The organism is Brevibacterium picturae, from assembly GCF_030453725.1.
Taxonomy (GTDB): Bacteria; Actinomycetota; Actinomycetes; order Actinomycetales; family Brevibacteriaceae; genus Brevibacterium; species Brevibacterium sandarakinum_A.
The window spans coordinates 1-1544 of sequence record NZ_JAKDJU010000342.1; the positions used below are offsets into that span (position 1 = coordinate 1).

Genomic DNA, 1544 nt, shown 5'->3' on the forward strand with positions numbered 1-1544 from the left:
GCGGTAGCCGTCCATCTGGATTGCGCTCCAGTGAACGAACACGTCCTGGTTGTTGCCTTCCAGGGTGATGAATCCGTAGCCCTTTTCGGCGTTGAACCATTTGACGGTACCTTGTGCCATTACTTCTCCATACAGTGCAGTGTCATTGACATTCCACCATCCGATTGCGGCCGATCCGGCCGCACTGCAGACAGCGGAAGCTAGTAAAACTCAACCGACCCCGCGATTTCCCTCATTGACCTCTAGAGAATGATCTCGGTGAAGCACGAATAGAACACAAGGGCAGTGCTTGCCTAGCTGATGCAACTCTACCCCAGCACCGGACTGGTCCCCCGGCCCTTCAACACTGTTACTGATTCGTTATATAGACGTATTCGAGGCGTTCACAGCCCGGCAAATCTGGACCGAATCGGCCGGCTTCGACCAGCGCCCTGGCCTCAGACGTCCTCGCCTCGGCGCCCTGGCCTCAGCCGTCCTCGCCTGAACCGCCTTCTTCCGAGCCGCCGTCGCTGGGCTCGGGGCCGCGGTCGGCGATGTCCGAACAGATGACGACGGTGATGTCGGCGTCGAAGTCCGTCGACGCCTCGGTGGCTTCGATGCCGAGCGCATCGGCGACCATCTTCGCCTGGGAAGCATTGTCATCGCCTGAATAGTAGACAGTCGAAACGGTCAGTGCGGTCGAGTAGTTGCCGACCTGGCCGATGCTCCAGCCCTTCTCCTCCACCGCCTCGGAGAAGTCCTGCGCGACTCCGGAGACTCCGGAACCATTGAGGACATCGACGTTGAGTGAGGAGTCGGCGACGCTGACTTCACTCTCACTTGGCGATGGACTCGCCGAGGCGGATTTGTCGGATCCGGAGTCGGCGACATCGGACTCGGGGTTCTTCATCGATGAGGTGATGATGTTGATGGCCGCGACCACCAGCAGAACGGCAACGAGTGCGAGGATGATGACCAGCGCAATGGCACCGACGTTCGACTGCGCTGCGGAGTCCTGCCGATGGGCTCCACTGCGTCGTCCGGTTTCGATCTCGTCGAATTCGTCAGTCATGTCTACCTCGAGACGCGGGCTTGTGCACGTTCGCTCTGCCGCGTGGTGCGAATGCGACGGAGGCGCTTGACCAGCATAGGGTCACTGGCCAGAGCCGCAGGGTTGTCGAGCAGGGAATTGAGGATCTGGAAGTAGCTGGTGGCCGACATGTCGAAGCGCTCACGGATCGCGTGATCTTTGGCTCCACCGTACTTCCACCACCGCCGCTCGAACTCCAAAACGGACACCTCGAGCTCACTCAGTTCGGGGGCGTCTTGGTTCTGCGGCATAGATGTTGTGCTCCTTCGAGAAGTATCGTTGCCTCTATATTATCGCCCGGAGGACAAGACTGAAATTCCCGGCGCGCCGCCACGGGGCCGATACGCGCATCCGTTCGTCCGGCGGCATCGCCCATCGGCAGAGAACCAGACAACCCACCCTGCTGCAGGTGACTCACCGCAATGCGTGAGCCGCCACAGCCGAGTGGGTCGAATGTCCGACCAATCGTCCGCGG

3 protein-coding genes are annotated in these 1544 nt (G+C 60.4%); all 3 read right to left on the minus strand.

The genetic code is table 11. From position 1 onward, the window contains the following. The coding region (locus tag L0G76_RS16190; RefSeq protein ID WP_304358150.1) for a cold-shock protein at positions 1–120 on the minus strand (120 nt) is incomplete at its 3' end. Between the two features lie 346 nt (positions 121–466). Next, the gene (locus L0G76_RS16195) at positions 467–1051 is read right to left on the minus strand and encodes a LytR C-terminal domain-containing protein (protein WP_304358149.1); all 585 of its coding nucleotides are present in this window, start codon (positions 1049–1051) and stop codon (positions 467–469) included. Between the two features lie 2 nt (positions 1052–1053). Continuing rightward, positions 1054–1320 (minus strand): DUF3263 domain-containing protein, encoded by a 267-nt coding sequence (locus tag L0G76_RS16200; protein WP_092106158.1) that lies wholly within the window; start codon positions 1318–1320, stop codon positions 1054–1056. Between the last annotated feature and the right edge of the window lie 224 nt (positions 1321–1544).

What these genes read in the sequence shown, in the direction of transcription:
- L0G76_RS16200 (WP_092106158.1), bottom strand. Translation starts at nt 1,320, where the DNA reads ATGCCGCAGAACCAAGACGCCCCCGAACTGAGTGAGCTCGAGGTGTCC.
- L0G76_RS16195 (WP_304358149.1), bottom strand. Translation starts at nt 1,051, where the DNA reads ATGACTGACGAATTCGACGAGATCGAAACCGGACGACGCAGTGGAGCC.